The sequence below is a fragment of the Bradyrhizobium sp. LTSPM299 genome, from assembly GCF_000938235.1.
In the GTDB taxonomy this organism is placed as follows: Bacteria; Pseudomonadota; Alphaproteobacteria; order Rhizobiales; family Xanthobacteraceae; genus Bradyrhizobium.
On the sequence record NZ_JYMU01000016.1, the window covers coordinates 94,510 to 120,264 of the forward strand.

23 protein-coding genes and 1 pseudogene are annotated in these 25,755 nt (G+C 64.1%); 11 read left to right on the forward strand and 13 right to left on the reverse strand.

From position 1 onward, the window contains the following. Positions 1-10: 10 nt before the first annotated feature. The 3 genes and pseudogenes from UP10_RS10890 to UP10_RS10900 form a co-directional block, all read right to left on the reverse strand. Positions 11-1,540 (reverse strand): glycosyl hydrolase family 79 N-terminal domain-containing protein, encoded by a 1,530-nt coding sequence (locus tag UP10_RS10890; protein ID WP_044587466.1) that lies wholly within the window; start codon positions 1,538-1,540, stop codon positions 11-13. Positions 1,541-1,636: 96 nt separating this feature from the next. Continuing rightward, positions 1,637-2,875, reverse strand: a pseudogene (locus UP10_RS10895) (SulP family inorganic anion transporter); the annotation flags it as partial. A 119-nt stretch (positions 2,876-2,994) separates the two neighbouring features. Continuing rightward, complete coding sequence (locus tag UP10_RS10900; protein WP_245321711.1) at positions 2,995-3,894, reverse strand: CHAD domain-containing protein; 900 nt, start codon at positions 3,892-3,894, stop codon at positions 2,995-2,997. Between the two features lie 293 nt (positions 3,895-4,187). Here UP10_RS10900 and UP10_RS10905 point away from each other — a divergent pair, with 293 nt between their 5' ends. The 5 genes from UP10_RS10905 (at position 4,188) to puuE (ending at position 7,984) form a co-directional block, all read left to right on the forward strand. Then, positions 4,188-4,622: a MarR family winged helix-turn-helix transcriptional regulator gene (locus UP10_RS10905; RefSeq protein WP_044587350.1), complete on the forward strand. Its 435-nt coding sequence runs from the start codon at positions 4,188-4,190 to the stop codon at positions 4,620-4,622. 73 nt (positions 4,623-4,695) lie between these two features. Then, positions 4,696-5,466, forward strand: a complete 771-nt coding sequence (locus UP10_RS10910; protein ID WP_044587351.1) for an enoyl-CoA hydratase-related protein — start codon at positions 4,696-4,698, stop codon at positions 5,464-5,466. Between the two features lie 120 nt (positions 5,467-5,586). Then, positions 5,587-6,456 carry an aldose 1-epimerase family protein gene (locus UP10_RS10915; protein ID WP_044587352.1) on the forward strand — a complete coding sequence of 290 codons (870 nt, stop codon included), beginning with the start codon at positions 5,587-5,589 and terminating at the stop codon, positions 6,454-6,456. 174 nt (positions 6,457-6,630) lie between these two features. After that, the gene (locus UP10_RS10920; protein WP_044587353.1) at positions 6,631-7,044 is read left to right on the forward strand and encodes a DUF3830 family protein; all 414 of its coding nucleotides are present in this window, start codon (positions 6,631-6,633) and stop codon (positions 7,042-7,044) included. A gap of 1 nt (position 7,045) precedes the next feature. Next, the gene (gene puuE / locus UP10_RS10925) at positions 7,046-7,984 is read left to right on the forward strand and encodes an allantoinase PuuE (protein WP_044587354.1); all 939 of its coding nucleotides are present in this window, start codon (positions 7,046-7,048) and stop codon (positions 7,982-7,984) included. A 166-nt stretch (positions 7,985-8,150) separates the two neighbouring features. Here puuE and UP10_RS10930 read toward each other — a convergent pair whose 3' ends face one another. Genes UP10_RS10930 through UP10_RS10950 form a run of 5 tightly spaced genes read right to left on the reverse strand, consistent with a single transcriptional unit; the run spans position 8,151 to position 13,531 of the window. Next, entirely contained in the window at positions 8,151-9,683 is a 1,533-nt protein-coding gene (locus UP10_RS10930; protein WP_082077051.1) for an ABC transporter ATP-binding protein, read from the reverse strand. Next, positions 9,680-10,363: a biuret amidohydrolase gene (gene biuH, locus UP10_RS10935; protein ID WP_044587355.1), complete on the reverse strand. Its 684-nt coding sequence runs from the start codon at positions 10,361-10,363 to the stop codon at positions 9,680-9,682. The genes UP10_RS10930 and biuH overlap by 4 nt, the downstream gene beginning before the upstream one ends. 24 nt (positions 10,364-10,387) lie before the next feature. After that, positions 10,388-11,314 (reverse strand): ABC transporter permease, encoded by a 927-nt coding sequence (locus tag UP10_RS10940; protein ID WP_044587356.1) that lies wholly within the window; start codon positions 11,312-11,314, stop codon positions 10,388-10,390. 1 nt (position 11,315) lies between these two features. Next, positions 11,316-12,425, reverse strand: coding sequence for an ABC transporter permease (locus UP10_RS10945; protein WP_044587357.1), 1,110 nt, complete (start codon positions 12,423-12,425; stop codon positions 11,316-11,318). Beyond that, positions 12,422-13,531: a BMP family ABC transporter substrate-binding protein gene (locus UP10_RS10950; protein WP_044587358.1), complete on the reverse strand. Its 1,110-nt coding sequence runs from the start codon at positions 13,529-13,531 to the stop codon at positions 12,422-12,424. The genes UP10_RS10945 and UP10_RS10950 overlap by 4 nt, the downstream gene beginning before the upstream one ends. A gap of 392 nt (positions 13,532-13,923) precedes the next feature. Here UP10_RS10950 and UP10_RS10955 point away from each other — a divergent pair, with 392 nt between their 5' ends. Together UP10_RS10955 and UP10_RS10960 are read left to right on the forward strand one after the other, a co-directional pair. After that, on the forward strand, positions 13,924-15,183 hold the full coding sequence (locus UP10_RS10955) for an allantoate amidohydrolase (RefSeq protein WP_044587468.1): 1,260 nt from the start codon (positions 13,924-13,926) through the stop codon (positions 15,181-15,183). A 169-nt stretch (positions 15,184-15,352) separates the two neighbouring features. Then, positions 15,353-15,574 (forward strand): hypothetical protein, encoded by a 222-nt coding sequence (locus UP10_RS10960; RefSeq protein ID WP_044538372.1) that lies wholly within the window; start codon positions 15,353-15,355, stop codon positions 15,572-15,574. Here the strand turns inward: UP10_RS10960 and UP10_RS10965 are convergent. Beyond that, positions 15,522-16,517 carry a LysR substrate-binding domain-containing protein gene (locus UP10_RS10965; RefSeq protein ID WP_044587359.1) on the reverse strand — a complete coding sequence of 332 codons (996 nt, stop codon included), beginning with the start codon at positions 16,515-16,517 and terminating at the stop codon, positions 15,522-15,524. The two genes, UP10_RS10960 and UP10_RS10965, sit on opposite strands and share 53 nt — an antisense overlap. Positions 16,518-16,603: 86 nt before the next feature. Between UP10_RS10965 and UP10_RS10970 the strand changes: the two genes are divergently transcribed. The 3 genes from UP10_RS10970 to UP10_RS10980 all read left to right on the forward strand — a co-directional run bounded on the left by UP10_RS10970 (position 16,604) and on the right by UP10_RS10980 (position 20,237). After that, complete coding sequence (locus tag UP10_RS10970) at positions 16,604-17,662, forward strand: YeiH family protein (protein WP_044587360.1); 1,059 nt, start codon at positions 16,604-16,606, stop codon at positions 17,660-17,662. 211 nt (positions 17,663-17,873) lie between these two features. Next, positions 17,874-18,551 carry a cysteine hydrolase family protein gene (locus UP10_RS10975; RefSeq protein WP_044587361.1) on the forward strand — a complete coding sequence of 226 codons (678 nt, stop codon included), beginning with the start codon at positions 17,874-17,876 and terminating at the stop codon, positions 18,549-18,551. A 24-nt stretch (positions 18,552-18,575) separates the two neighbouring features. Continuing rightward, complete coding sequence (locus tag UP10_RS10980) at positions 18,576-20,237, forward strand: hypothetical protein (protein WP_044587362.1); 1,662 nt, start codon at positions 18,576-18,578, stop codon at positions 20,235-20,237. Between the two features lie 61 nt (positions 20,238-20,298). On the opposite strand, the gene UP10_RS10985 is transcribed toward UP10_RS10980, so the two are convergent. Next, positions 20,299-21,462 (reverse strand): NAD(P)/FAD-dependent oxidoreductase, encoded by a 1,164-nt coding sequence (locus UP10_RS10985; RefSeq protein ID WP_044587363.1) that lies wholly within the window; start codon positions 21,460-21,462, stop codon positions 20,299-20,301. Positions 21,463-21,607: 145 nt separating this feature from the next. Between UP10_RS10985 and UP10_RS10990 the strand changes: the two genes are divergently transcribed. After that, entirely contained in the window at positions 21,608-22,525 is a 918-nt protein-coding gene (locus UP10_RS10990; RefSeq protein WP_044587364.1) for a transporter substrate-binding domain-containing protein, read from the forward strand. A 6-nt stretch (positions 22,526-22,531) separates the two neighbouring features. Here UP10_RS10990 and UP10_RS10995 read toward each other — a convergent pair whose 3' ends face one another. From UP10_RS10995 to UP10_RS11005, 3 genes are read right to left on the reverse strand one after another with little or no spacing between them, the layout of a single operon-like run. Then, positions 22,532-23,356 carry a carbohydrate ABC transporter permease gene (locus tag UP10_RS10995; RefSeq protein WP_044538499.1) on the reverse strand — a complete coding sequence of 275 codons (825 nt, stop codon included), beginning with the start codon at positions 23,354-23,356 and terminating at the stop codon, positions 22,532-22,534. An 11-nt stretch (positions 23,357-23,367) separates the two neighbouring features. Next, positions 23,368-24,312: a carbohydrate ABC transporter permease gene (locus UP10_RS11000; protein ID WP_044587365.1), complete on the reverse strand. Its 945-nt coding sequence runs from the start codon at positions 24,310-24,312 to the stop codon at positions 23,368-23,370. Further along, the gene (locus UP10_RS11005; RefSeq protein ID WP_044587366.1) at positions 24,309-25,646 is read right to left on the reverse strand and encodes an ABC transporter substrate-binding protein; all 1,338 of its coding nucleotides are present in this window, start codon (positions 25,644-25,646) and stop codon (positions 24,309-24,311) included. Before UP10_RS11005 ends, UP10_RS11000 begins: the two co-directional genes overlap by 4 nt. Between the last annotated feature and the right edge of the window lie 109 nt (positions 25,647-25,755).

A 25,755-nucleotide genomic window follows, 5' to 3' on the forward strand; every position in this document is an offset into this window, starting at 1 on the left:
ACTCCGATCGCTAACGACAGTTAGCGTTCCCGGCTGTTGCGACGGTCAGGAAGCTGATCGTTGCCGGTGCGACCATGATCGTCCCTGCCGCGGTCGCTTCGCCGGTGAGAGCCGGGAGCTGATCCGCAGGCCCCAGCGCCAGTGTCGTTCGGTTGAGCTGGACCGAGCCATCGGCAAGATTTTCACTCGCCAAGGTGTAGCGTTGCGATGCGGCCGGTAGTGCCAGGTCGTGCGGCTGTTCCCGATCATTGTTGATGATGAGCAGGGCGACGCCGCCCGGACTATCGCGCGCGCAATGCGCGTAGATGTGGAGACCGGGTCGTGGCGCAATCCCCGCATCCAGCACGGTCGTTCCCATCAGCCGTCGCCAAAGCAGCGCGCCCCAATAGTTCGGCCGCGGCAGGTGGCTCCGCTCGTCGAGCAGGCCGTAATCGCTTGCGGCGAGAGTGTTGTGCATCACCACCTGAACGCCTGCCTTGGCCAGCCGTCCGAGCTGATCGAGGTAGCGGAACGTATCGATGAAGGTCGCGGCCCAGCGATTGCCGCCACACGCGGTCTCTGCGGTCTCGGTCAGCCAGATCGGCCGGCCCGGCGCGAAGCGATCCCGCAGCGCGCGATGGAAGGTCAAGGTGTCGTCGGTTCGCGCCAGCCAGTCGTCCGACAGTGCGGCCTCCGGCGTACGATCACTGCCGCATCGTGCCGAGAGCGCGCCATAGTGATGATAGGAGACCGCTTCGATGCCTGGCGCGGTGGCGGCAAACAGGGCCGCTGCATCGTCGCCGGTGCCGACGGTGCCCGGGCCAAGCACCATCACATCAGGCGCCGCCTGTTTCATGAAGTTGCGGAAAGCGGCGAAGTCCCGGCCGTAGGCGGCAACGTCATATCCCTCGGGCGCGCCGCCGATGGCGGGGAGGTCCGGTTCGTTCATGAACTCGGCGGCGGCGATATGCCCGCCGATGGAACGGGTAAAGGCGAGAAGGCGCTGCGCCTGCTCCGGTGTCCAATGGCCATTCGCGTCGCGGGTCCCGGCACTGATCGCGAATGACGTGACGATCGGTGCATCGGCCCCGCCCGAGAAATCGACCACGTCCTGCCATTGCGGCCGTGTCAGGACGCCCTTGAAGCCCGCCGGTGGTGCCGACGGCGGTGTGTCGGAATCCGCAAAGAAAGTGCTGTTGGCCCAGGTCCCGCTGATACGGAGATAGGCGGGAGACAAGGCCGCGGCGAGCTTGCGCAGCCTGGCATCGCGGAGATCGATCGGGGAGCGCTCTGCGAACCGGTCGGCTTTCGCATCGACCTGCGTGCCAGTTGCGCCATAGGGTCTCCAGAACCGGCCACCGGTCACCTCGACCATTTCGATGTTGTAGGACTGGAACCGCGGGTCGACGGCCGCAATGCGCGGCATGTTCGACACGTCGAGAGACAGCTCCGCCGCGCGCGCTGTCGTGCCAACGAAGCCAACCAAGATCAAGGCAACGACGCACGCGAAGCGTCGGAGCGGATCGGTGCAGCCATGATCGCGCGCGGGTCTTCGCAACATCCCGAACTCCAGCTCCATCGCTCAGAGCGACGGCGGGACACGAAGTGACAGTAGTTAGCTCTTGCCTGCCTGCCGCCAGCGGTCGATGCCCGCGAACAGCGCGGCGAGCAGGCACCCCGTGACGATGCCGAACGTCAGGTCCTTGAACACGGTCAGGGCAAAGGTCGGGATCAGCACCACCGCACTGCGCCAGTCGACGATCAGGTGCAGGAATTCCTCCTTTTCCGCCATGTACCAGCACACCACGACCAGGACGCCGGCGAGCGCGGAGAGCGGGATGTAGCTCGCGAGCGGCGCGGCCAGGATGATGAACAACAGCAAAAAGACCGAATGCATCATGCCGGCGAGCGGGCTACGCGCGCCGGCGCGGATGTTGGTTGCGGTGCGCGCGATCGTGCCGGTGACGCTGATCCCGCCGAACAGGGCAGATGCGATGTTGGCAATCCCTTGCGCCACCAGCTCCATGTTGGAGCGATGCTTGCGCCCGGTCATGCCGTCGGCGACCTTCGCCGAGAGCAGGCTTTCGACACCACCGAGCAGCGTGAAGGAGAGTGCGGTCGGAAGGATCTGCAGCAACAGGCTCGAAGAGAACGCCGGCAGATGTGGCGCCGGCAGGCCGGGCGGAATCTCGCCGAAATGGCTGCCGATGGTTTCAATCGGTAAATGCAGCAGCAACGTTGCGACCGAGGCCAGCACGATCGCGATCAGCATCGCCGGCCATGCCGGCCGCCAGGCGCGCAGTGCGAAGATCACCGCTACCGAACCGGCGCCGACCGCGAGCGCCGACCAGTTCAGGGTCGGAAGTGCATGGGCGAGGGCCGCGAGCTTTGGCAGAAACGGTCCGGGCTCGGCGCCGGCCAGCGTCAACCCGCCGAGATCGTGCAATTGGCTCGCCAGGATGGTGACGGCGATGCCGCTGATAAAGCCGACGGTGACCGGATGCGGGATGTAGCGGATCAGCGATCCAAGCCCCGACGCGCCGATCACCGTCAGCATCAGGCCGGACACGAATACGGTGAGCAGGAGCCCTTCAACCCCGAACTGCGCAACCGTCGCTGCTACCAGGACGATGAAGGCGCCGGCCGGGCCGCCGACCTGAAACCGGCTGCCGCCGAGCGCCGAGACGAGGAAACCACCGACGATGGCCGTGAACAGTCCGCGCTCGGGCGTCACGCCGGAGGCGACCGCGATCGCCATCGACAATGGCAGCGCTACCACCGCCACCGTCAGTCCTGCCATCACGTCGTGGCGGAACGCGGCGAGACCGTAGCCTTCGGTCAGCGTGGTGACGAGCTTGGGGCGATAGAGATGCGCCGTGGAGGAACCATCAGGCATAGGGATAACCGCGCAGGAGGAATTTCGGAAAGAAGCTGGCAGAGTTGCCAGGAGCGAGAAACAGGCCGGGATCGCCGATGCAGACTGGAGGACCAGCCGCGCCGAACGGTCGAGTGAATTCATCCGGTAATCTTTCGGTAGACGGCAGCGGCCCGGCGCAGCAACTGGCTCTTGCGTTTCCGATCGCGTATCTTCTCGTGCTTGGCTTGGCGCTTCACGGTCATCTGTTGCTGATCATCAGCGCCGTCGGCGAACTCGCGGCGCACCTCCGCGTCGTTCAGTTCGCCGAGAATCTGCTGCCCCTTGCGCAGATGCTTGAGGATGTCCCGCCACACAGTATAGTCCTCCGCAGGCAATCCGCCATCGGAGAATTCGATGGCGTAGCGCAGGCGCTTGCTGGCGAGGCGCACATTATGTCGCTTGGTCTTGCCCATGCCCTGCAGGCCGCGGCTCTTGCGCGTCAGCTTCTCGTGCCATCGCGCCAGCCGTCGGGCATGAAACACCGATACCGGCACGGCCCGCCGTTGCGCGGCCCGGCGATCCTGCTTCGCCGTCCACGGACCGCTGCCGACCCAGTCCCACATCGCGTCGAACCATTGCCAGTAACGTTCACTGTTCAGCGCCTCCCTGAGACGGTCGAAGGCGCCGGCTCGCGCATCCCTGAATGCGCGCTCCTCGGGTTGTCCCTTGCTGTTCTCAATCGCGACGTCGAGGTCGCGTGTCGCACCGAGATAAGTGCTCAGCCATTTCAGCTCGGATTTCAGTCGTGTCCATTCGGTGTCCGCCACCATTCGTCCGTAGAAGGCGATCGCGGCCTTCAACCGTGTCAGCGCGATGCGGGTGCGGTGGAGCGCCGTGGGATCGCCGGCACAGACCGCCTCATGGTTGGTCGCGACGTCTTCGAGGCATTCCGACAGGATCAGGCGAAATGCGGTCTCGCAACGCATGGCTTGGCTGAGATGGCGTGGCCGTTTCGGGCGGACAGCACGCTCCTGGGCCGGACTTGCCGATAACGTCATGACTCTCTCGCGACCCCGTCGGAGCCGCAACGCCACCGGCGGCATCCTTGGGGGCAAAGCTTTCCGGTTTGATTGATCTCGGGCAAGGGTTTTCTGGAAGGGGACCGGTGCGACGATGCTGCAGAGCGACAAAAATGTCGCGCCATGTGCAACCGGGGCGGGTGATCTGGGGGGCAGACCGGCGTTGCGGGAACGCATGCCGCCATTTCGGCGGAATGCGTCTCGTTGTGACCCGGGCAATCTCACAAGAATCCGCTTGATATTTCGCATGCGAAATATATACCGAGGCGGCCATGAGAGCAGAGCACCGGCTGATCTTTCTTTTGACCGTGGGATATCGACGGCTGCAGCGCGCGATCGAGCAGGAGACGGTCGCGCACGACCTGACGTCGGCCCAGGCAGGCGTGTTGTTCTATCTCGGGCGCAATGACGGTGCGCTGATCGGCGACGTCTCGCAGGCGCTCGACATCGTGCCGTCGGCGATGACCGGTCTTGCGGACCGAATGGAACGTGCGGGCCTCGCCAAGCGCAGGCGCGACGATGCCGATGGGCGCAGCCAGCGGCTTTATCTCACTGCCGTGGGCGAGGGGCTCGGCAAGCGCGCCGCGACGCGGACGAAGGTAATCAACAGCCGGCTGATGGACGGATTTTCGGAGGCCGAGATCGATGTGGTGTCCCGCTGGCTGTCGAGCCTGCAGGAGAAGTTTCCGAAAGACAAAGACGGCTAGAGCATGATCCGGAAAAGTGTGAAGCGGTTTTCCGAAAAGATCATGCTCAACAACTAACAACAGGAGTGACGATATGGGTGAATTGGTCGACGTAGCGCTGGAAGGTGGGGTCCTCACGGTCACCATGGCGCGTCCGGACAAGAAGAATGCGATCACCAACGCGATGTATGGCGCGATGGCCGATGCGCTGGAACGCGCGGAAAGTGATGCTGCGATCCGCGCCGTGTTGTTCCAGGGCGATGGCGACAGTTTTACCGCGGGCAACGATCTCGCCGATTTCGCGGCGGTCTCGCAAGGCGCGCGGGGCGAGCGCCACGTGACGCGGTTTCTCGCAAGGCTTACTGCCGCGACGCGGCCGCTGGTTGCCGCCGTGCAGGGCAATGCGGTCGGTATCGGCACCACCATGCTGCTGCATTGCGACCTCGTCTACCTCGCGCCGAATGCCCGGCTGATCACGCCGTTCGTCAATCTTGCGCTGGTTCCCGAGGCCGCCTCGACCTATCTGCTGCCGCAACGCGTCGGCTACGCGCGCGCCTACGCAATGTTCGCGCTCGGCGAGCCGGTTGAGGCGGAGACTGCCGTCACGATCGGCCTTGCGAATGCGGTCGTGCCGCTCGACGATCTTCGCGCCAAAGCGAAGTCCGCGGCCGAAGCGCTGGCCAAGCGGCCGTTCGGCTCGCTCCAGCACACCAAGGCGCTGATGCGCGATACCGCCAGGATCAGCGCGCAGATGGCGCGCGAGGGCGAGATCTTCCAGGAGCGGCTGATGAGCGCGGAAGCGCGCGAGGCCTTCGCCGCCTTTGCCGAGCGCCGTCAGCCCGATTTTTCCAAGATCGCCGGATAGGCCTGGGCGGACGGCCTGCGCCGCGAACGAAATTGATCGTGGCGTGCGTCGACAGGGTTGACGCCGTCGCCGCGATCAAACATCTCCTTGCCTGGAGATCGCATTCCGGCGAGGCAAGAGATGAGCGACAGTCACATGCTGCGCGGCGACAAGATCGCCGCGACCATTCTGGCGCAGGGCGCTGAACTGAGTTCGCTGAAGAATGCGGGCGGCACGGAACTGCTGTGGCAGGCCGGCCCGCAATGGCCGCGCCATGCACCCCTGCTGTTCCCGATCGTCGGCAAACTGAAGAACGACACGCTGCGCCACGCCGGCAAGACCTATCCGATGACGCAGCACGGGTTCGCGCGGGACCGGCGGTTTGAATGGCTGGAGCAGGGGCCGCGATCCTGCAAGCTCGCGCTGACCGACGACGCCGAGACCCATGCGCGCTATCCCTTCGCGTTCCGGCTCGAGGTCACGTACGCGGTCGACGGTGCCGATCTCGACGTCGCCTTTGACATCGTCAATACCGGCAGCGACACGCTGCCGGCCTCGCTCGGTGGTCATCCCGCCTTCAACTGGCCGCTGCTGCCGGAATTGCCGAAGGATGCTTATGCGCTGACCTTCGCAAGCGGCGAGCCCGCACCGATCCGGCGGTTGAAGGACGGGCTGATGCGTCCGCACGCGGAACCAAGTCCCATCGAGGGCAAAACGCTCGCGCTGTCCGAACGGCTGTTCGATGACGACGCCATGATCCTCGATCAGGTCGCAAGCAGGTCGGTCCGTTTCGCGGCTGTGCAAGGCCCGGCGGTCGAGGTGTCCTGGAACGGCTTTCGCGAGCTCGGCGTCTGGTCGAAGCCCGGTGGTGCGCCGTTTCTTTGCATCGAGCCCTGGCACGGTTTTGCCAGCCCCGCCGGGTTCGATGGCGAATTCGTCGACAAGCCCGGCCTGTTGCACATCGCCCCGGGCGCGCGCCTGTCGCTAAGCTACCGCATCCGCGTCAGTTGAACACCATGCCGCCGCTCATCGCGATGGTCTGGCCGGTCATGTAGGGATTGTTGACCAGCAGGCGGGCGTTGCGGCGAAAAACCGGGTTCGGCGACCGGAAATGGTCTTGCGTCCGGCGCGGGCCGGCGGCAATGGTGGGAGCATCATTCCCCCAAAGCCTACCACGAGAGATCGATGAGCAAACTGATTGTCCGCGCCGGCGAGTTCACCTTTGATGCCCGCTTCGAGGAGCAGCTGGCACCGAAGACGGTCGCCGCTTTCCGCAAGGCGATGCCGTTCGAGAGCCAGGCGATCCATGTGCGCTGGAGCGGCGAGGGCGTCTGGATGCCGCTTGGCGATCTCGATTTCGGTGTCTCCTACGAGAACCACACCAGCTATCCGGCGCCGGGCCAGATCATCCTCTATCCCGGCGGCATCAGCGAGACCGAGATCCTGCTCGCCTATGGCGGCGTGCATTTTGCCAGCAAGATGGGCCAGCTCGCCGGCAACCATTTTATCACCCTGACCTCCGGGCTCGAGAACCTGACGGCGTTCGGCAAGACCGTGTTGTGGAAGGGCGCGCAAAAAATCCGCTTCGAGGAAGTCTGATGTGAGCGAGGACAGCTACCCGCGCGATCTCCGCGGCTACGGCCGCAATCCACCCGATCCGAAATGGCCCGATGATGCGCGGGTCGCCGTGCAGTTCGTGGTCAATTTCGAGGAGGGTGGCGAGAACAACATCCTGCATGGCGATCGCGCCTCGGAAGCGTTCCTGTCCGATGTGCTAGGCGCTCAGCCCTGGGTCGGCCAGCGCCATCCCAACATTGAGTCGATGTTCGAATATGGCTCGCGCGCCGGCTTCTGGCGGCTGTGGCGGATGTTCACCGAGCGGAAGATGCCCGCCACCGTGTTCGGCGTCGCGATGGCGCTAAAACGCAATCCGGACGTCGTCGCAGTAATGCAGGAGGCGGGCTGGGATATCGCAAGCCACAGCCTGCGCTGGGTCGAGCACAAGGAGATGTCGGAGGTCGAGGAGCGCGACGAGATCGCCAAGGCGATCGACGTCCACACCGAAGCAACCGGCGCGCGGCCGCTCGGCTGGTACACCGGCCGCTCCTCGATCAACACGCTGCGGCTGCTGATGGAGGCGGGCGGCCTGCGCTATCTCTGCGATTCCTATGCCGACGATCTGCCGTACTGGATCAAGGCCGATGGGACCGAGCCGCATCTCGTCATCCCCTACACGCTCGATGCCAACGACATGCGCTTCGTCAACCCGCAGGGCTTTGGCGGCGGCGACGAGTTCTTCACCTACCTGAAGGACAGTTTTGATGTTCTCTACGCCGAGGGCGCGACGTCGCCGAAGATGATGTCGATCGGGCTGCATTGCCGGGTGGTCGGCCGCCCCGGCCGCGCCGCGGCGCTGATGCGGTTCCTTGACTACATCCAGAAGCACGAACGCGTTTGGGTTCCGACGCGGCTCGCGATCGCCGAGCATTGGCACGCCAATCTGAAGCATCTCGCCGCGGACGCCTTCGATATTGGATAGGCGCATCTCTTCACCTCGCCCCGCCTGCGGGGAGAGGTCGGAACGCATCGTCAGATGCGTTCCGGGTGAGGGGGAGTCTCAGCGAGTGTCCCTATCAGTGAATATGCGGAGGCAGCCCCTCACCCCAACCCTCTCCCCGCAAGAGCGGGGCGAGGGAGCATACGCGTCAGTGCCCCGCCATATGCCGGCCGATCTCGGTAAGGTCGGCCTCGCTGGCGCGGGCCTCGTGGACCAACTCGCCGTGGAACATCACGACCAGGCGATCCGACAATTCCAGCAGTTCATCGAGATCCTCGCTGACCAGCAGCACCGCCGCGCCGCGGTTGCGTGCGGCCATGATCTCGGCATGGATTTGCGCCACCGCGGCGAAGTCGAGCCCGAAGCAGGGATTGGCGGCGATCAGCACCTCGACGTCGCCTGAGAGTTCGCGCGCCAGCACCGCGCGTTGCACATTGCCGCCTGACAGCGCGGCGATCGGGGTATCCGGCGTGCGGGTCTTGATCTTGTAGAGGCCGATTTTGCGCTCCGCATCCTTGCGGAATGCCGCGCGGTTCAGCCACCAGCCGCCGCTCGCAAACGGCGCGCGGTCGAATTCTCTGAAAGCGATGTTGTCGGCGACGCTCATGCCGCCGACACAGGCATTCTTCAGCGGCTCTTCCGGCAACAGCGACATCTTGTGGCGGCGCATCTCCTCGCGGCGCGCCGAATAGATATCGCCCTGGACGCGGATCACGCCGCTTTCGGCCTCGCGCTGGCCCGCCAGCACCTCGACCAGTTGCCGCTGGCCATTGCCGGAGACGCCGGCGATGCCAACGATCTCGCCGCTCTTCACCGTCAGCGACACGCCGTGCACGGCGATCGCGCCGGCATCGTCGAGCGCGGTGAGCTTGTCGAGTTCGAGCCGGGGCGAGCCGGCGTCGCCGGTGCGCGGCGGCTGCACCGTCAGTTGCTCGGCACCGATCATGGTGCGCGCCATCTCGTCGGGCGTGAGATCGGCGACCTTGCCGCTGCCAGCTAGCTTTCCGCGGCGCAGGATCGTCACCTCATCGGCAAAGGCCATCACCTCGCGGAACTTGTGGGTGATCATCAGGATGGTCAATTCGCCCGCGACCACCATGGCGCGCAGCATGCCGAGCACCTCGTCGGCCTCGCCGGGCGTCAGCACCGAGGTCGGTTCGTCCAGGATCAGGAAGCGGCGCTTCAGATAGAGCTGCTTGAGGATCTCGCATTTCTGCCGCTCGCCGGCGGAGATGTCGGAGACTTTTGCGCTGAGCGGCACCTTGAACGGCATCCGCGCCAGGAACGCCTCGAGCTCCTTCTTTTCCTTGCCCCAATCGACCACGGCCGGCACGTCGTCGCGCGCCAGCACCAGGTTCTCGGCGACCGTCATCGCCGGCACCAGCGTAAAATGCTGGTAGACCATGCCGAGGCCGAGCGCGTGCGCGTCCTTCGGGTTGGCAATGGCCTGTTGGCGGTCACCGACGATGATCTCGCCTTCGGTGGCGTGATAATAGCCCATGATGCACTTCACGAGCGTGCTCTTGCCGGCACCATTCTCGCCGAGCAGCGCATGGAACGAGCCGGGACGCACCTTCAGCTCGACATTGTCGAGCGCGAGGAAGTCGCCGAACCGCATCGTCATCGCGATGGCATTGACGCCGAACGCGCCTGAGGGTAGCGGCGGCTCGCCGATGATCACGACAGTGCTCCGATCAAATCGGCCGATGCCGCGACCGCACCGAACACGCCGCCCTGCATCTTGATCATCTTCAGCGCGTGGTCGTGGTTGCTTCTGTCGGTCGCCGCGCAGCAATCCTCGATCAAGACGCATTCGAAGCCGCGGTCATTGGCCTCGCGCATCGTGGTGTGGACGCAGACGTCGGTAGTGATGCCGGTCAGCACGATGTTTTCGATGCCGCGCAGCCGCAGCATCAGTTCGAGGTCGGTAGCGCAGAACGAACCCTTGCCGGGCTTGTCGATGATGGGCTCGCCGGGCAGCGGGGCCAGGTCGGGAATGATGTCCCAGCCCGGCTCGCCGCGCACCAGGATGCGGCCGCACGGGCCGGGATCGCCGATGCCGGCGCCGATCTGCCGCGAGCGCCAGCGCTTGTTGGCGGGCAGGTCGGTCAAATCAGGCCGATGGCCTTCGCGGGTATGGATGATGTGGAAGCCCTGCGCGCGCATCACCGCGAGCAGCTTCTTGATCGGCTCGATCGGCGCGCGGGTCAGCGACAAATCATAGCCCATCTTGTCGACATAACCACCGACGCCGCAAAAATCGGTCTGCATGTCGATGATGATGAGCGCGGTATTCTCGGGGCGAAGGTCGCCATTGTAGGGCCAGGCGTAGGGTTCGGACTTGATGGTGCGCTCGGGCATGGGACGACCTCACGAATGGCGGCGTTATCTTGTGATGGACAGTTCGGCCGGCGCGCCGGTCAGCGTGCGCTTGGGCGAGCAGGTGATGATCATGATCGCCAGCGTCAGGATGTAGGGCGCGGCGTTGAACAGATGATAGCCGGAGGTGACGCCGACCGATTGCAGCGCCGGTCCGAGCGCGGCGGCGCCGCCGAAGGCGAGCGAGGCCCACAGGCAGAGCATCGGATCCCAGCGCGCGAAGATCACCAGTGCGACCGCGGTAATGCCCTGGCCCGACGAGAGGCCTTCGTTCCAGCTTCCGGGATAGAACAGCGACAGGAACGAGCCGCCGATACCGGCAAGGAAGCCGCCGACCATGGTGGCGCGCAGCCGGATCAGCAGCACCGAATGGCCCATCGCGCGCGCGGCGTCCGCGCTTTCACCGGCGGTGCGGATCAACAGGCCCCAACGCGTGGTCCTGAAGGCCCAGGTGAGCAGTGGCGCAATCGCGACACCGACCAGGAACAGCACATTGATGCGCAGCGCCGCGCGGAGCTGCGGAACGTCGCTCCACCAGCCGAAATCGATCGCTGGCAGTCTCGCGGCCGTCGGCTCGATCAGGGGCTTGCCGAGGAAGAAGGCGAGCCCGGTGCCGAACAGCATCAGCGCGATACCGACCGCGATGTCGTTGACCCGCGGCAGCGAGCAGATGCCGGCATGCAGCGCGCCAAGCAGGGCGCCGGTGATGCCGGCCGCGAGCACGCCGAGCCACGGCGAGCCGGAGAGATAGGAGATGCCGTAGGCGCTCATCGCGCCCATCACAAGCGTGCCCTCGAGGCCGAGATTGATGCGGCCGGACCGTTCGGTGATGCATTCGCCGAGGCTGACGAACAGGAACGGCGTTGAGACGCGGATGGCGCCGCCGAACACGGCGAGCGGAACGGTCCAGAGCCCGATTGAGCCATCTGCCATGTCAGGACTTTCCCTTCAGGAAGCCGAGGCGTCCGTAGAGCGCGTCGCTCGCCAGCACGAACACGAAGATGATGCCCTGCAACACCAGGACCGAGGCGTCAGGCAGCCCGAGCCGCCGCTGCAGCAGGCCGCCGCTCGCGCTGATGCCGCCGAGCAGGATCGCCACCGGAATGATCGCAAGCGGATTCTGCCGCGCCAGAAACGCGACCAGGATGCCGGTGAAGCCGTAGCCGGCCGCAAGGTTGGCATTGGTGCGGCCCTGCACGGCCGCGACCTCGATCATCCCCGCGAGCCCGGCGCAGCCGCCGGCAAGGAAACAGATGGTCAGGATCAGCCGGCCGACGCTTAAGCCCACGATCTTCGCTGCACGGATATTGCCGCCGGCAACGCGGGCGGCGAAGCCGAAGGTGGTGTGATAAATGAGAATGTAGGCTGCGACCGCCGCGACCAGGCCGAACACCAGGCCCCAATGCACGTCGGTGCCGGGAATGCTGCCGATCATGTTGGCAGCGCCGATTTCGCGCGTCGACGGTTTGTTGAGGCTCGCCGGATCGCGCATCGGCCCCTCGACCAGATGGTTGAGGATGGCGAGCGCAATATAGACCAGCAGCAGGCTCGAGATCGTTTCGTTGACGCCGCGATATTGCCGCAAGCCGCCCGAGAGCGCGATCCAGAGGCCGCCGCCGATCACGCCTCCGATCACCATCGCGACCTGCACAATGACCGGCGGCGCACCCTGCACGGCGAGTGCAGCCGCAGTCGCCGACAGCGCGCCGATCAGCAGCGCGCCTTCGCCGCCGATGATGACCATGCCGAGTTGGGCCGGCAACGCCGTGCACAGCGCGGTGAGTATCAACGGCGCCGCACGGGTCAGCGTGTTCTGCCAGGAGAACCAGGTGCCGAACGCGCCGTAGTACATGTAGAAATAGAGATCGAGCGGGTTCTTGCCGTAGATCGCGACAAAAGCGCCGAACACCGCGAGCGCGCCGACCAGCGCCGCGCCCGGGATCAGGATGTATTCGATACTCGCGCCGTAGCGCTGGAGGAATCCGGGATCGGCGGCCGGCGCAACGCCGACCGTTTCAACTGATTCCGCCGTATCCGTCGTCACGCGGTGGCTCCGATCACGCCGTCGACCAGATAATCCATCTTCTCGAGTTCGGGATCCTGCTGGCCTCGGTCGGTGCCTCCAGCGATCACGGTCTTGCCCTTGTTGTCGGCGATCGGGCCCTTGAAGATGGTGTAGTTGCCGGCCATGAACTTGGCCTTGACGTCGTCGGCATGCTTGCGCGCCTCGGCTGAGACCATCTCGCCATAGGGCGAGACCTTGACGATCTCTTCCTTGAGACCGCCGCGATAGAAGTTCGGAATCGATTCACCCGCGGCGATCATCTTGACGAACTTCGGATAGAGCGCCTCCCAATTCCATTCGGCGCCGGTGAGATAGGCCTTTGGCGCGAGCGGCGACTGGTTGACGTGATAGCCGCAGACCATGGCGCCGCGGCGCGCCGCGTTCTCGACCATGGTCTTCGGGCCGTCGACGTGACAGGTGAGCACATCGACGCCCTGGTCGATCAGGCTGTTGGTGGCTTCGGCTTCCTTGACCGGCATCGACCAGTCGCCGGTAAAGATCACCTGCGTGGTCGCTTTGGGATTGGCGAGCTTGGCGCCGAGCGTGAACGCGTTGATATTGCGCAACACCTGCGGGATCGGCTTGGCCGCGACGAAGCCGAGCTTGCCGCTCTTGGTCGAATAGCCGGCGATGATGCCGGAGATGTATTGGGCTTCGTCGATATAGCCGAAATAGCTGCCGGCGTTCTTCGGGTCCTTGTCGGTCCACAGGCCGCCGCAATGCTCGAAGCGCAGCTTCGGAAACTTGGCTGCCATCTTGAGGACGTGCGGGTTGTAGTAGCCGAACGAGGTCGGGAACAGCAGCGAGGCGCCGTCGAGATTGATCATGGACTCGATGGTCTTCTCGACCGCGTCGGTCTCCGCGACCTTCTCTTCCTCGACCACCTTGATGCCGGGCAGCTTCTTCAGGGCGGCCGCGCCCTGCGCGTGCGCCTGGTTGTAGCCGTAGTCGTCGCGCGACCCGACATAGATGAAGCCGACCGTGGTCTCCGCGGCGGCCGCGCTCCGCACACCGAGCGTGCTGCCGAGCGCCAGCGCCGCGCTTCCCTGCAATAAATGCCGTCGTGAAATCCTGCCAAAATCCATTGCCTGCTCCCTCCGGCGGTCCGCCCGCCTTTCGTTTTCGCTCAGAAGGGATGTCGCAAGCTTCGTGCCAGAGCATGTTTACTGATCACAACGACGTAAGCATATGAAATAATTATAGAATAGTAATCGACGTAGACGTGCCTAGAGTTCGAGCAAGGATATTTTGCGTATGTTTTAGGCATTAAATGAGCATTGTATGCAATGCCGTTAAGCAGTCGATAACCGGCGAGGTGAGGCAGGTCGCCTTGTCGGGCAAGACGCAAAACCCGCAATTTGCTGGCTGGTGAATCGAACCGGGGCTGCTACGAAGTGAAAGCTTGGCGGCCATCGAGGCCGGCCGCTGGCAACGAATTTGGGTCGATGCGGTCCTGCACTGGAAGAGCATGAGCGAGATGGAAGCGGCGGCGGGAATCAGACGGTCATCGCTCGGCGATGAGATCGTGGCGCGGATCGGCCAGCTCGGCGTGATCTCGGAGACGCCGGAGCACCTGGCGCGGATTTTCCTCACCCCCGAGCATGGCAAGGCGGCCGATCTCATCCTGTCCTGGATGCGCGAGGCCGGCATGAGTGCGCATCTCGATGCCATCGGCAATGTCTGCGGCCGCTACGAAGGCGAACGGCCGGGCCTGCCGTGCTTGATGCTCGGCTCGCATTACGACACCGTCCGCGATGCCGGCAAATGGGATGGCCCGCTCGGCGTCATCACCGCCATCGCCTGCGTGGCCGATCTGAACCGGCGCGGCAAGCGGCTGCCGTTCGCGGTCGAGATCGCGGGTTTTGCGGACGAGGAGGGCGTGCGCTTCGCCTCGACCCTGCTCGGCAGCCGTGCGGTCGCCGGGACATTTGACGAGAGCGTGCTCGCCACCCGCGATCGCGCCGGCGTCTCGATGCGCGAGGCGCTGATCCAGTTCGGGCTCGACCCCGATCATATCGGCAAGGCGGCGCGCGCCCGCCGCGAGTTGCTCGGCTATGTCGAGCTGCACATCGAGCAGGGGCCGGTGCTGGAAGAAAAAGGATTGCCGGTCGGCGTCGTCACCGCGATCGCGGGCGCAACCCGGCTTGCCGCCAATCTCACCGGCGTCGCCGGCCATGCCGGCACGGTGCCGATGGCGCTGCGGCGCGATGCGCTGTCAGGCGCTGCCGAATGCATCGTCGCGATCGAGGAGTTCTGCAAGACCGACGCGAGCGGTCTCGTCGGCACCGTCGGCTATATCGGTGCGATGCCCGGCGCCACCAACGTGATCCCCGGTAAAGTCTCGTTCACGATGGACATCCGCGCGCCAAGCGACATGCATCGCAAGCGCGCGGTGGCCGATATCGTGCGGCGGATCGAGGCGATCGCAAAACGCCGCGAGCTGGCGCTGCAGATCGACGTTACCCATGAGAACCGCAGCGTGCCCTGCGCGCCGTGGCTGCAATCGCAGATCGCGGGCGCCGTCGCGGCCGAAGGCTATGCCGTGTTCGAGCTGCCGAGCGGGGCAGGGCATGACGGCATGGCGATGGTCGATATCGCCGATATCGGCATGATCTTCGTGCGCTGCCGCGGCGGGGTCAGCCACAATCCGGCCGAGCATGTCGAACTGGCTGATGCCGATACCGGCGCCCGGGTGCTGTTGCGCTTCATCGAGAATTTCAGGCAGCAGCCGGTTTGAGGCGTGAGCTTCCGGTTTGAGGGTATTTCGGGCGTCAGAGAAGAAAACTCTCTTTCAGCTCGGTCACGGAAAAGGTCTTTCCAATCCGCTGCCACAAAAAGGCGTCCGCCACCCTTGCTTCCGGGTCCGTTGTCGCGACATGTTGGTAGCATTCCTGATGGTAGCGACGATGAGCCAATCCGCATTCGATCCGTTCGGCGAGCCGGTTCCAGCGGTCGACAATTCGGCTGCGAGCGAAGGCGCGTCGAAATGGCTGAAGACGGCGGGCACCAGTGTGTTCTGGGGGCTGGTTGCCGTCATCGTGCTGGCACGTGCCGTCTATTTCGAGCCCGGCGTATTCAGCTTCGAGCGCGCCGTGGCTTGGGCGCAGGGTCTGTTCGCGGCGCTTTGACCGCCGGCTTGCGCGGACCCGCTTGCGTGCCGTGCGTCTCTCTGACGATCCCGTCGAAGGCCACCGCCGCCGGCACTTCGAGCCGGCCGGGCGATTTCAGTTGCCACAGCATGCGCTCGATGTGCACGCCCTTGATCGGGATCACCTTCAGCTTCCCAAGCTTGACCTGATCGTCGATGGTCGCCATCGAAACGATGGCGACCCCGACGCCTGCGGCCACCGCCTGCTTGATCGCCTCGGTGCTGCCGATTTCCAGCGTCCGCTGTGGCTCGATGCGGTGGGCGGCCAACGCCTGCGCGACCACCTCGCGTGTCCCCGACCCAGGCTCGCGCATGATCAGGATCTCGTTCTCCAGCAAGCGAAAGTCGATCGGCGCTTGGATCGGCCCTTGGATCGGCCCTTGGGCCGTCGCGAAGCGATGATCGGGAGCGGCGATCAGACCCATGACGTCGGTGCGCCAGGCCTCGCTGACCAGGCTCTCGTCCTCCACCGGTCCCTCGACCAGCGCGATCTCGATCTCATGCGCCAGCATCAGCGCGGCGATGTCGCTGGTGTTGGCGCTGACCACGTGGAGGTCGATGCCGGGAAAGGCGCGGTGAAAGATGCCGAGATATTCCGGGATCATGTAGGTGGCGATCGTCGTGCTGGCGCCGATGCGCAGCGATCCGCTGTCGAGATTGCGCAGCGCTTGCAGTTCGTCCTCGGCGGCGCGCTCGGCCGCGAACAGCGTCTCCGCATGCCGCGTCAGCGCGGCGCCTTCCCGGGTCGTCCGCACCCCCTTCGGCGTGCGATCGAGCAGGCGGCAGCCGACCTGCAGCTCGAAATCGCGCACGCCCTTGGAGATCGCCGGCTGGCTGATGTGCAGGATATCGGCGGCGCGGGAGAAACTCCCCGTTTTCGCCACGGCCGCGAACAGGCGGAGCAGATGCAAATTGAGGGACATAACTTCTCTCTATCAGGGCAGTCCGAAAATATATTAGCCAACAGGTGGGGTCTGGCGCATAAAATATTCTCCGAAAAGGAGATTTCGTGCCGGAGTCATCGCAAGATCGGGGACAAAAGGAAGGTGCGCTGAAGCGCGTGGTCCTGCTCGTTCCCGGCATTCTGGTCAGCGGGTTGGTCACGGTCATCTCGCTCGGCGTGCAGGCCGTCGAGGAACGCGTTTTCGACCATCCCTATATCGAGGCGCTCGTCGTCGCGATCCTGCTCGGGATGGCGGTGCGCACTGTCTGGCAGCCGTCGGAGCGCTGGCGCTCCGGCATTGCTTTCAGCGCCAAGCAACTGCTCGAGGTCGCGGTGATGCTGCTCGGCGCCTCCATCAGCTTTGCCGCCATCCTGGCATCGGGCTATCTGCTGATCGGGGCGATCGCGGCGATGGTCGTGATTATGCTCGTGATCAGTTTCGGCCTCAGCCGGATGCTCGGGCTGAAGACAAAACTCTCGATCCTGATCGCCTGCGGCAATTCGATCTGCGGCAATTCGGCGATCGCGGCGGTCGCGCCCGTCATCGAGGCCGACGGCGACGACATCGCGTCGTCGATCTCGTTCACCGCCATTCTCGGCGTGCTGATGGTGCTGGGCCTGCCGCTGCTGATTCCGCTCCTGAAGCTGTCGGCGACGCAATACGGCATCCTGGCGGGCCTCACGGTCTACGCCGTGCCGCAGGTGCTGGCGGCGACCGTACCGGCCGGCATCGTCTCTACCCAGATCGGCACGCTGGTGAAGCTGGTGCGGGTCTTGATGCTGGGCCCGATCGTGGTCGGCCTCTCGCTGTTCGCTGCCCGCCGCAAGCGCCTGGCCGGTCATGCGAAGGTCGTCTCGATCAGCCCGTTCAAGCTGGTGCCGTGGTTCATCATCGGCTTCCTGGTGCTGGCCGCGCTGCGTTCGTTTCAGCTCGTGCCTGACATCGCGATCGCGCCGGTGACGAAGATCGCGGCTGTTCTCACCGTGGTCTCGATGGCGGCGCTCGGGCTCGGCGTCGACGTGCGCGTGCTGTCGACCGTCGGCGGCCGGGTGACGGCGGCGGTCACACTTTCGCTGCTGCTGCTGCTCGGCCTGAGTATCGGGCTGGTGCATTTCTTCAAATAAGGGCGATCGTTCGCCTCGTGTCGACGCTTAGCAAATGAGCAACTGCACGTCGCGAAAGCGTCGCCCAGCGAACGTGCAACGTCCTTTCGAACATCCAACAAACTGAAATTACATCGGATTCCGTTTCGGCCGCGCGCCTTATGGTATTGTACACAATGGCACGCGCCTTGCTTGAGTTCTCTCAAGAGTTCTCTCGTTGGGGACGCGTGTCATGACGAACTCAAGCGGCATCATCGCAGCCGAGCCGGAGCCGATCACGCTCGATTGGATGAAGACGGCGCTCGTCATTATCGACATGCAACGCGATTTCATGGAGCCCGGCGGCTTCGGCGAGACGCTCGGCAACGATGTCAGCCAGCTTGCGCGCGCGGTGAAGCCGATCGCATCCGTGCTCGCGGCGGCGCGCGCCTCCGGGATGCTCGTCGTTCACACCCGCGAAGGGCATCTGCCCGATCTCTCCGATGCGCCGCCGGCGAAGGTCGAGCGCGGGGCGCCGTCCTTGCGCATCGGCGATCCCGGTCCGATGGGCCGCATCCTGATCCGCGGCGAGGCCGGCCACGACATCATCCCCGCGCTTTATCCGCTCGACAGCGAGATCGTGATCGACAAGCCCGGCAAGGGCGCGTTCTACGCCACCGAGCTTGGCGAAATCCTGCAGAACTACGGCGTCGAGAACCTCCTGGTGTGCGGTGTCACCACCGAAGTCTGTGTCAACACCACCGTGCGCGAGGGCAACGACCGCGGCTATCGCTGTGTCGTGATCGGCGACGGTTGCGCGTCCTACTTCCCGGAATTTCATGAGATGGGCCTCAAGATGATCAAGGCCCAGGGCGGCATCTTCGGCTGGGTCAGCGACTCGGCCGCAATATTGAAGGCAATGGAGACGTAGAGAATTTTGGCATAGGGGATCACCATGAGCACGAGCATTGCGGGGACGGCCGGCAAGTCCGAATTCAAGCCGGTACTGTGGACGCCGGGTGACTGGAACGCGTTCTTTGGCTTCGGTACCAACATCCTCGTCAACATGCTGGTGCTGACCGGCCTGTTGCGGTTCGTGCTGAAGATGCCCGACAGCCTGGTGTTCGGCCGCATCCTGCCGGCGCTCGGCCTGATGATGTGTCTCTCGACCTTCTATTACGCTTTCCTCGCCTATCGCCTGGCGCAGAAGACCGGGCGCAGCGACGTCTGCGCGCTGCCGTCGGGTGTCAGCGTGCCGCACATGTTCATCGTCACCTTCGTGATCATGCTGCCGGTCACGATCAAGACCGGCGACCCCATGAAGGGCTGGTCCGCCGGCCTGGTCTGGGTGTTCTTCCAGAGCTTCATCCTGATGATCGGCGGCTTCATCGCACCGTTCATCCGACGGATCACGCCGCGCGCGGCGCTGCTCGGCACGCTCGCCGGCGTATCGGTGACGTTCATCTCGATGCGGCCGGCACTGGAAATGTACATGACGCCGCAGATCGGGCTGGTCTGCTTCGCCATCATCCTGGTGAGCTGGTTCGGCGGGGTGAAATATTGGAAGAATATTCCGGCAGGCCTCGTCGCGATCGCGGTCGGGATGATCATCGCGTGGGGCTCGAACCTGTTCGGACTCGGCCTCGGTGGCCTCAGCGTCAAGGGCGTCGGTGACGCCTTTGCGAGCTTCGGCTTCTCGGTGCCGATCCCGGCGGTTGGCCAGGTCTTTTCGGGCTTCGAATTCCTCGGTGTCATCCTGGTCACGGCGATCCCGTTCGGCATCTACGATCTCGTCGAAGCCATGGACAACGTCGAGAGCGCGGAGGCGGCCGGCGATGAATATCCGACCACGCGTGTGTTGACCGCCGACGGCATCGTCAGCCTGATCGGCTGCCTGATGGGCAATCCCTTCATCAACGCGGTCTATATCGGCCATCCCGGCTGGAAGGCTATGGGCGGCCGGATCGGCTATTCGGCCGCGACCGGCATCATGGTGGTGGTGCTGTCCTGGTTCGGCATCATCTCGGTGCTGCTGGCGCTGGTGCCCGTCGTCGCGATCTCGCCGATCCTGCTCTATATCGGCATGCTGATTGGTGCGCAGGCGTTCCAGACCACGCCGATCAAGCATGCACCCGCGATCGTGCTGGCGCTGACGCCGCATCTGGCGGCTTGGGCGAAACTGCAGATCGACACCATGCTGGGCTCGACCTTGAACGCAGCCCAGGCCGTCGGCGGCCTTGCCGCCGACAAGGTAGGCGAGGTCAAGACCGCAGCCATCGCGGCGTTGCCGCAACAGGGCGTGCTCTATCACGGCCTGGAAGTGATGGGCGGCGGTTCGATCCTCGCAGGCTTGATCCTGGGCGCGATCGGCGTGTTCGTGATCGAACGCGATTTCTTGAAGGCTTCGGCCTTCGCGCTCGCCGGCGCCGTCATGACCTATTTCGGCTTCATGCACGGCGAAGCCGTCGGTATCGGCGGCGGCCTCGGCGTGACGCCCAGCGTGGCGCTCGCCTATCTCGTGATGGCGGGCGGCTTCTACGCGCTCGACAAGTCCGCAGGGAGCGAAGCCTACAGCCCGCATGCGGATATGCCGGCCGTGGCGGCTCCGGCGGAGTGATCGGGAGCCTCGTGGACACCAGGGCCGCGTAGACATCTAGCAGATCGCGAGAATCGATCTGCTAGATGATGCCGGTCTCGCGATAGGGCGCGTTGTCCACCACGCGCTGCCATCCAAAGCGGCCGAGATCGATGGTCCGGTAGCCACCGTCCAGGATCAGCTCGGCCATCGCCCGCCCGCAGCCCGGCGCATGCATCAGGCCGTGCCCGGAGAAGCCGGCCAGCATATAGAAATTCTCTATCCCTCCGGTCCACGGGCCGATGATCACGTTGCCGTCGAGCTCGTTCTGGTCGTACAGCCCGGCCATCACGTTCTTCTCTTTGGTTCGCTCGAAGGCCGGGAAGCGATGGGCGAGCGCGGGCCACACCACCGTCTCGAAGTAATCGTGCTGAACCTCGAAGTTGAAGCCACGCGGCTCGTTGGTATCGGGGACACCGCCCGAATAGCCTTTGCCTTCCGGCCGGAACGCCAATCGTTGCGTATCCTTCAAATAGGGCAGCGGCTCGATCGCCGCTTCGCATTCGAAATAGTGCTCGTATCGCCGCATCGGCTCGATCGGCACCCGCATGTCAACCATCGCGCTGATCTGTTTCGCCCAGGCGCCTGCGGCGTTCACGACGAGATCCGTCGTGATGACCGCGCCTGATTTCAGCGTCACGTTCCTGACGCGTCCGCGCTCGGCCTCGAGCCCGACGACCTCGTCGTCGATGAATGTCGCGCCTGACGAGGCTGCCTTCCTGCGCAATCCGCGCAACACGCTGTAGGGATCGAGCCAGCCGTCGTCGGGCGAATACACCGCGGCCGCCAGATCCGCGACGTTCATCGAGGGAAACTTGCTCTTCAATCCGTCCCGGTCGAGCCAGACAGCATTGACGCCATTGTCCTGCTGTACCCGGAGGTTCTTCTCGAGCATCCCGACATCTGCCGCGGCGACGATGAAGAGATAGCCGTTCTTCCTGAAATCGATCCGGGCCGGCTCGCCATCGACCGCCATCTCGGTCTCGAACCGCTCGTAGAACGGGATGCTGAAATTGGAGAGCGCGATGTTTTCCGGCAGCGCAAACAGCCGACGGACGCCTCCGGAGGCGCGTGGCGTCGACGCCTGCTGATAGCTCTTGTCACGCTCGACGACCGCGACCGAGCACGCCCTTGGATGGCGCCTCAGGAAATAGGCGACGCTCGCCCCGATCGCTCCACCCCCGATAATGACGACGTCGTAATGCACGCGATGTCCCTCTCTTCGGTCCTGCCGGCAGCCACGTGCCGACTGGTCGACGATACTGCACGATTGCGCAGTTGTATAATTGGTAGCAATATTTTATACAATACAGGAAAATTATATCCAGAGTCGTGTTGAGTGGAGTAAGCGAATGGGCGGCGCCACCTTTAAGAAATTGATTTACTTGGCCTTTGTCTCGCTATTATCGGTTGCGACGGTCCATGCCCAAGCCCCGTCGGACACGCTCGACAAGATCGCGAGCACCGGTGTGCTCACCATCGGGCACCGCGACACATCGATCCCGTTCTCGTATTTCGACGATGCGCAGCACGTTGTCGGCTTTTCGATCGATCTGTGCGCGCGCGTCGTCGACCAGATCGAGGTCGCCACCAAACGTCCCGACCTTCAGGTCAAGTATGTGCCGGTGACGTCGGGCACGCGAATTCCGCTGCTGGCCAACGGGACCATCGACATCGAGTGCGGGTCCACGACCAACACGATCGAACGGCAGACGCAGGTCGCGTTCTCGTCGACGACCTATCTGACCACCAGCAACTTTGTCTCGAAGAAGGCGGCTGCGATCCGCGGCTTCGACGATCTCAAGGGGCGCACGGTGGTGTCGACATCAGGCACCACGAGTTTGCGGCTTCTCAATGAGCTCAACGTCCGGAAGGAGCTCGGCATGCAGGTCGTCCCGGCAAAGGATCACGCCGAGGCCTTCCTGATGGTCGCGACCGATCGCGCCTCCGCCTTCGTGATGGATGACGTCCTGCTAGCTGGGCAGGTTGCCAATGCGCGCGATGCTGAGAGCTACCAGATCTCGCAGGAATTCCTGTCCGTCGAGCCCTATGCGATCATGATGCGGCGCGGTGACTTGGGCTTCAAGCAACTGGTCGATTCAGCGCTTGCCGACATGTTCCGGTCCGGTGATTTCGATCGCGTCTATCGCAAATGGTTCGAGACAGCGATCCCGCCGCGAAACATCAACCTCAACCTTCCGATGAGCGCGGCGTTAAAAAAGGTCGTCGCGCACCCGAGCGATTCAGCTGACACCGCCAGCTACCAATAGCTGGCGCTACCCGCCCTTGACCGCGCCCGCGGTGAGCCCGGCGACGATCTGCCGTTGGGCGAATACGGTCAGCAGCAGCACCGGAAGTGTCACCATCAGCGCGGCGGCGGCGAGCGGGCCCCAGCTCAGCTGGTCGAACGAGATCATGTTGTAGACGGCGACCGGCAGCGTGCGCGTCTCGCGGCCGGCCAGCACGATGCCGAAGACAAAATTGTTCCAGGAGAAGATCACGGCGAGGATGAAGGCGACCGCGAGTCCTGGCTTGGCAATCGGCAGCGCGACATGGCGGAACACCTGCCAGCGCGTGGCGCCGTCGATCAGCGCGGCTTCCTCGAGTTCCAGCGGCGTGGTTTCGAAATAGCCGATCATGATCCAGATCACGATCGGCACCGTGACCACGAGGTGAATAATGATTTGCGGCACCAGGGTGCCGAGCAGGCCGAGCCACTGGAACAGCAGGAACAGCGGGATCAGGTACGATAGTCCCGGCGTGATGCGCGCGATCAGGATCACGACCGCGGATTTATGCGCCGCCATCCGCGCAATGCCGTAGCCGGCAGGCACGCCGACCAGCATCGCAAGCCCGGTCGCGCTGCCGGTCACGATCAGGCTGTTGACGAAATAGGTCAGGAAGCGGTTGGAGGCGAGCACGTCGGCATAGTTCTTCCAGGCGAAATTCTCCGGGATGAACACCGGCGGATAGGCGGCGTTGTCGATCTCGAATTTCAGCGATAGCGAGGCCATCCAGAGGAAGAACAGGATCGCCGGCGAAACGATGACGAAGACCGACAGCCACAGCCCGATTCGGCCCAAAATCTGACGAAGACTCACCTGACGCAGGCTCATGCGCCGTCTCCGAGTTCTGACGTCCACAGCATGCGCTTGCGCAGATAGAGCAGCAGCGCTGCGAGCGCGACGATCAGCAGGAAGAACACGACCGCGATCGCCGAGCCGTAGCCGATGTCGTAGTAGACGAAGGCGACGCTATAGAGATAGAGGTTGATGGTCTCCGACGCCGAGCCCGGCCCGCCCTGGGTGATCGCGAAGATGATGTCGAAACTCTTCACGGCGTCGATCATGCGGATCATGCCGGCGATGAACAGGAACGGCATGATCAAAGGCAGCGTGATGAAGCGGAATACCTGCCAGAAATTGGCGCCGTCGATCTGCGCGCTTTCGTAGGGCTCGGTCGGGATCGCGGCGAGACCGCCGAGCACGATCAGCATCACCAGCGGCGTCCATTGCCAGGTCTCGACCAGCACCAGTGAGGGGATCACAGTCGTCGGATTGAACACCCAGAGCTGCGGCGGCATTCCGACCAGCGACAGCACGTAGTTCAGCACGCCGAGCTGCGGGTGGAACATCATGGTCCAGACCAGCGCGATCGCAACCGGCGTCGCCATCATCGGCATGATGAAGATGCCGCGCAGGAAGCCGCGCGCAGCGAACTTCTGGTGAAACACGACCGCAGCCAGCGTGCCGAAGATCAGCGGCAGCACCACCGATAACGCAGTGTAGAACAAGGTGTGGCCGATCGCCTCGACAAACCGCGGATCGGTCGGCAACCGCAAATAATTGGCGAGCCCGACGAAAGTGGTCGGCGAGCCGACCTTCCATTCGTGCAGGCTCATCCAGATCGTGAAGACCCACGGAAAGATGATGATCGCCAGCACCACGACGAGTGCCGGGATCACGAACGGCCAGTAGGACGGCGGACGCCATTCACGTTCAGGCGTGGCGGAAAACGCTTCAGGCTTCGCCGGAGAGGCTTGTGTTACAACGCTCACGCTTTTTCGCTGCGCTCCAGGATCGGGCGGAATTGCTCGTGCGCCTTCTTCAGCTCGGTGGCGGGATCGGCGCCCGACAGTGTCGTGGTCAACGCCGCGCCGACGATGTCGCGGAATTCGGCGACGGGGATGATGACGGGCAGGCCGAGCTTGGAGATCTTGGAGGAGTCGATCACCGATTGCAGCCACTCCTTGGTCTTGACGCCCTTGGCGACTTCAGGATCGTCGACGATGGAGCTGCGGAACGGCACGCCACCGCCGGCCTGCAGCAGGCGTGCGCCCTGTCCCTTCGAGACCACCCACTGGCAGAGCAAATAGGCGGCTTCCTTGTTCTTGCTGGCCGCGGCGATGCCGATGCCGTCGCCATAGGTCGACGAGAAATGGCCCTTCGGCCCGGCAGGCACCATGGTGTAGCCGACCTTGCCGGCGATGCGCGAGGCGGTCGGATCTTCCAGCGGTGGCGCCCATCCCGTGGCATCGATCCACATCGCCGCGCGCCCTTGCGTGAAGGAGGCCATCGATTCCATCCAGTTGAAGCCGACGACGCCGGGAGGCGCCGACTTGGTCAGCAGGCGCTGATAGAGTTTCGTGGCTTCGATCGCCTCCGGACCGTCGGTGAGGATGTTGCCCTTGGCATCGAGGAATTCGCCGCCATAATTCAGGTAGAAATTGCTCCACATCGCCATGTTGGCGTTGCGCAGGCCGCGGCCGACGAAGCCGTAGATGCCCTCCTTCGGATCGGTGAGCTTCTCGGCGGCAACAGCCATCTCGTCCAGGGTCTTCGGGACCTCGACGCCCTTCTTCTGGAACAGCTCCTTGTTGTAATAGAGGATGAAATAGTCGACCGACCAGGGCAGCGACAGCATCTGGCCCTTGTCATTGCGGGCATATTGCAGGCCGGCGGCCGAAAAATCGCTCTCGACGAGATCTGATGGTGTGAGGCTCGGGTCCTTGAGATAGCCGCTCATGTCGGCGAGCCAGCCCGCCTTCTCGAACTGGCGCTTCTGGACGTGATAGCTGATGTGAACGATGTCGAAGCTCGGCTTTCCCGACGACAGCTCGATCACGCATTTCTGGCGCTGCTGCTGCTCGGGAATCTGCTCCGATTCGACCTTGATGCCGGTCAGATCGGTGAATTCCTTGACGTATTTTTGCAGATTGTCGCCGCGCGGCCCCTTGGCGAGGATCACCTCGAGCGTGGTGCCGGAGTATTTCTTCCAGTTGACCTCGGCGCGGGCCGGAAATCCGGTCAGTCCAAGCGCGCCGGCGGCGGCCGTGCCGGCCAGAACTTGGCGGCGCGAGACTTGGCGGCGCGAGATCAGGTGATGCGACATGTTTCTCTCCCAGGGGCGGTTCTTGTTTGGGAGGGATACTAGCGTCTGAGGTTGGTATGCCTAGCCCCCACCTGCGCGGGCCGCGGCGTTATGCAGCGGCGACGCGCAG

What these genes read in the sequence shown, in the direction of transcription:
- UP10_RS10890 (WP_044587466.1), bottom strand. Translation starts at nt 1,540, where the DNA reads ATGTTGCGAAGACCCGCGCGCGATCATGGCTGCACCGATCCGCTCCGA.
- UP10_RS10960 (WP_044538372.1), top strand. Translation starts at nt 15,353, where the DNA reads ATGAGCCAATCCGCATTCGATCCGTTCGGCGAGCCGGTTCCAGCGGTC.
- UP10_RS10955 (WP_044587468.1), top strand. Translation starts at nt 13,924, where the DNA reads ATGGAAGCGGCGGCGGGAATCAGACGGTCATCGCTCGGCGATGAGATC.
- UP10_RS10950 (WP_044587358.1), bottom strand. Translation starts at nt 13,531, where the DNA reads ATGGATTTTGGCAGGATTTCACGACGGCATTTATTGCAGGGAAGCGCG.
- UP10_RS10915 (WP_044587352.1), top strand. Translation starts at nt 5,587, where the DNA reads ATGAGCGACAGTCACATGCTGCGCGGCGACAAGATCGCCGCGACCATT.
- UP10_RS11005 (WP_044587366.1), bottom strand. Translation starts at nt 25,646, where the DNA reads ATGTCGCATCACCTGATCTCGCGCCGCCAAGTCTCGCGCCGCCAAGTT.
- UP10_RS10965 (WP_044587359.1), bottom strand. Translation starts at nt 16,517, where the DNA reads ATGTCCCTCAATTTGCATCTGCTCCGCCTGTTCGCGGCCGTGGCGAAA.
- UP10_RS10905 (WP_044587350.1), top strand. Translation starts at nt 4,188, where the DNA reads ATGAGAGCAGAGCACCGGCTGATCTTTCTTTTGACCGTGGGATATCGA.
- UP10_RS10900 (WP_245321711.1), bottom strand. Translation starts at nt 3,894, where the DNA reads ATGACGTTATCGGCAAGTCCGGCCCAGGAGCGTGCTGTCCGCCCGAAA.
- UP10_RS10910 (WP_044587351.1), top strand. Translation starts at nt 4,696, where the DNA reads ATGGGTGAATTGGTCGACGTAGCGCTGGAAGGTGGGGTCCTCACGGTC.
- UP10_RS10990 (WP_044587364.1), top strand. Translation starts at nt 21,608, where the DNA reads ATGGGCGGCGCCACCTTTAAGAAATTGATTTACTTGGCCTTTGTCTCG.
- UP10_RS10975 (WP_044587361.1), top strand. Translation starts at nt 17,874, where the DNA reads ATGACGAACTCAAGCGGCATCATCGCAGCCGAGCCGGAGCCGATCACG.
- UP10_RS10940 (WP_044587356.1), bottom strand. Translation starts at nt 11,314, where the DNA reads ATGGCAGATGGCTCAATCGGGCTCTGGACCGTTCCGCTCGCCGTGTTC.
- biuH (WP_044587355.1), bottom strand. Translation starts at nt 10,363, where the DNA reads ATGCCCGAGCGCACCATCAAGTCCGAACCCTACGCCTGGCCCTACAAT.
- UP10_RS10920 (WP_044587353.1), top strand. Translation starts at nt 6,631, where the DNA reads ATGAGCAAACTGATTGTCCGCGCCGGCGAGTTCACCTTTGATGCCCGC.
- UP10_RS10980 (WP_044587362.1), top strand. Translation starts at nt 18,576, where the DNA reads ATGAGCACGAGCATTGCGGGGACGGCCGGCAAGTCCGAATTCAAGCCG.